Here is a 3,633-nt window from a genome sequence, read left to right on the forward strand (position 1 = left end):
CATGACGACGATCCGGTCGACCACCTGGAAAACGTGGTGGATGTTGTGGGCGATGAAGATGCAGGAGTGACCAGTGTCGCGCACCTCGCGCACGAAGCGCAGCACGCCTTGCGTTTCGGCCACGCCCAGATTGTTGGTCGGCTCGTCGAGCACGATCAGGCTGCTTTCGAAATGCATGGCGCGCGCGATGGCCACCGCCTGGCGTTCGCCACCCGACAGAGCGCCTATCGGCGTATTCGGCGGGATGTCCTTGGTGATGCCGACGCGTTTCAACAGGCTGCGCGCCACCTCGTTCATCGCATCGTGGTCGAGCCTGTTGAGCAGGCGCGGCCCCTTGATCGGTTCGCGACCGAGAAACAGGTTGCGGGCGATCGACAGTTGCGGCACCAGCGCTGAGTCCTGGTAGATGGTCTCGATACCGTTGGCGATGGCGTCGGTGGTGCTCTTCATCACCACCTCCTTGCCCTTGACGTAGATTTCTCCGCTGGTCATCGGCACCGCACCCGACAGCACTTTGATCAGCGTCGACTTGCCAGCACCATTGTCGCCCAGCAGACCGACGACCTCATGCGTGTTGACCGTCAGCGAGACGTCCCGGAGCGCGTGGATACGCCCATAGAACTTGTTGATGTTCTGCATGCGAACGAGTTCTTGGGTCATCRCTCAGGTTCCCGCATTGTGGCGGCGTTCGAGCCAGGAATGCAGCGCCATCATGCCAAGGATGATCGCACCGATGAAGATGTTGTAGGCCAGCCCCGGCACGCCGACCATGACGATGCCGTTGCGCATGATGCGCAGGATGAAGATGCCGAGCACCGTGCCGATGATGGTGCCACGGCCGCCGGTCAGCACCGTGCCGCCAATAACCACCATGGCGATCACTTCGAGTTCGTAGCCGGTGCCGCTGTTGGGGTTCGCCGCCGATGTGCGGATCGAGCTGATGATGCCGGCAAACGCCGCCATCGCCGACGACACCATGAACAGCAACACCTTGGTGCGGTTGACGTTGACGCCTCGGGCACGCGCCGCGTTGGGGTTGCCGCCTGAAGCCTGGATCCAGTTGCCGGCCTTGGTCTGGGTCAGCACGTAGTGGGCAAGGAAAGCAAACAGCGCGAACCACAGCAAGGACATGTAGATGCGGAAGCCGCCGATATAGAACTCGCCGACCAGCAGCTGCGCCAGCCACTGACCTTCGGCGTTCCAGGTGCGCTGGGGAAAACCGTCAGTGATGTAGAGTGCGGAACCGCGCGCGATCAAGAGCATGCCGAGCGTCACCAGGAAGGACGGGATCGCAAGCCGCGTGACGAACCAGCCGTTGACGAAGCCGATCAGCAGCGCAATGCCGATCGCGATCAGGAATGCGACCCACAGGGGCGCAAGACCGGTGTTGAACACCGTCCACATCACCACCGCCGACAGACCGAACACCGAGCCGACCGACAGGTCGAATTCGCCCGACGTCATCAACAGCGTCATCGCCAGCGCGATCAGCCCGAGCTCGACGGTAAAGGCGAGCGTGTTGGAGATGTTCAGCGGTGACAGGAAGTCCGGATTGATCGACCAGAAGATCGCGATTTCCAGAATGAGCAGGACCAATGGCCCGAATTCAGGCTTCGCAATGAAGCCCTGCGCAAATGATCGATTTTCCATGGCYGATCCGTTCGGGAAGGAATGCCCGGTCCGGCGAACCGGACCGGGGGCGTAAATCAGCGATTACTTACCCGACAGGATATCATCATAGAGCTGGGCGGTATCCTTCTCGTAGAGCGCGCCAACGATGATGTCGAAACCCGGAGGGATCTTGCTGGCTGCCATCGCTGCCATCGACAACGCCATATAGCTGGTCGCCTGCGGATCCTGCCACTGCGCGGCATTGACGTAGCCTTCCAGCACTTCCTGCGTGGTGTCGCGCGAGTTGCCCCAGCCAACGACAGGGATTTCGCCCGGCTTGACTCCCACCTGATCGAACACGCGCTTGATCGAGCCGGTGACGAGATCGCCAAGCCCGATGATCGCCTTCACCTTGGCGCGGTTTGCGGTCAGGTAATCGGCCATGCGGGTGATGATCTCAGCCTGGTCGAGCGTCGCATCGGTGACTTCCCAGGTGATGTTGAGCGGCTTGAAGACGCTTGAGATGCCTTCTTCTTCCTGCACGCCATAGGTGGCGCCCGGAACCTCGACCGGCATCCAGACGAAGTCGCCTTCCTTCACCAGCTTCTTGTCGACAAGATACTGCGCCCAGGCCTTGCCGAAGGCGACGTTGTTGCCGCCGACATAGGCGTTAAAGTTGGCGGTCGGGTCGGGCGTGTTCATGTTGATGATCGGAATTCCGGCCGCGCGGGCCTCCTCCGTCACCTTGACCAGGCTGCCCGGATCGGGRCTCGACGTAACGATGCCGGAAGCCTTGGCGGCGATCGCGGCGCGGATGGCTTCCTGGTGCGCCGGCACGTCGCCATTATGGAACGAGGTGTTGACGGTGTTGCCGGTGTCTTCGGCCCACTGCTTGGCGCCGGCCAGGAAATAGGTCCAGACCGGATCGGCAGGCGAGCCATGCGACACCCAGTAATATGTCTTTTTGGCCTGCGCGTAGGCGGTCGTAGCCATTCCCAGGCTCACCGCCATAAGCGCCGCCGATACGACAGCGATTGTCCTTTTCAGCACGGTATTGTCTCCTCCTCATCGAGGGTGGTTTTGGCCCCCGCTCCAACGCTGCAATTCGCGTGGCCGTGCCATGCCCATCTCTGGCGATGGCTCCGGCGCGCAATCTCACTGATGGATTGTTCCCTCCATCTGCCATTCGTTTCCTCCCGCACGGCAGATGATCAAAATGATACGTTCCTGGCATCATTTTGATGCTTGAAAGTTGACGTAACGTCCGGTGGGAGTCAAGCGCGAATCCGCTCGTCCGCCGCCATCGCGCGATCACTGCGCAGACGACATAAAATACTGAGATTTCAACTATGTACGCCTCAATTTGAGGCGAACCCGTCAATCGGCGAAGAATGACCCGCGAAACGGTATCGCCAGCCTTTGGCCGCCGCTGTCGGTGATATCGATCGCCGCAGTGTCCAGTTGGATATCCGTCACCTCGCTCCAGCCCACCGGCACTGGAATGGCGCCGAAGGCGTAGCGGATCTTCGTGGTACGGTCTGGATCGAGGCTGAGCGCTGTCGGCACGCCATCGGGCGCATCCTCTCCCGCATCCAGATGAATACCGGTCGCAGCTTCTTCGATGCCGAGCACTGCGATATGGCGGCTATTCCATGGCGCGTAAGAGCGCCCGCCATTGCTCATCCACAGAACCGTCTGCGGCAACATGCGCGCGTCCTTGACAGCAAAGAACAAAAACCCGTCCTTGGCCGCCACCGCAGCCGACCAGCCGATGCGGGCACCGGGCATTTCGGACAGGACGACGATATCTTCGTGGCCGCTATCGAAGGGATAAAAGCTGACATCGGCCACCGCCCCATCCCCCCTTCGCACCGACGAGAGGTCCGAAAAGGACTGCGGATAGCCAAGAAGGGAGCGGCCTCGCGCCGGATCTCTCTCCGGTGGCACCGGCATTGTCCGGCCGCCTGACTTGGGCGAAAAGCTGAGCTTTGCACCACCGGGCACATGCACCATCGCATGATG

3 protein-coding genes and 1 pseudogene are annotated in these 3,633 nt (G+C 61.1%); all 4 read right to left on the reverse strand.

The window, feature by feature from the left end; all coding sequences use genetic code 11:
* The coding region (locus tag AC1DUU_RS26275) for an ATP-binding cassette domain-containing protein (RefSeq protein WP_476786299.1) at positions 1-660 on the reverse strand (660 nt) is incomplete at its 3' end.
* 3 nt (positions 661-663) lie between these two features.
* Positions 664-1,650 carry an ABC transporter permease gene (locus AC1DUU_RS26280; protein ID WP_476786300.1) on the reverse strand — a complete coding sequence of 329 codons (987 nt, stop codon included), beginning with the start codon at positions 1,648-1,650 and terminating at the stop codon, positions 664-666.
* A 63-nt stretch (positions 1,651-1,713) separates the two neighbouring features.
* Positions 1,714-2,622, reverse strand: a complete 909-nt coding sequence (locus AC1DUU_RS26285; protein ID WP_476786301.1) for a substrate-binding domain-containing protein — start codon at positions 2,620-2,622, stop codon at positions 1,714-1,716.
* 366 nt (positions 2,623-2,988) lie between these two features.
* Positions 2,989-3,633 (reverse strand): annotated as a pseudogene (locus AC1DUU_RS26290) (hypothetical protein); the annotation flags it as partial.

This window comes from Aminobacter sp. P4_H6_2 (genome assembly GCF_056400805.1).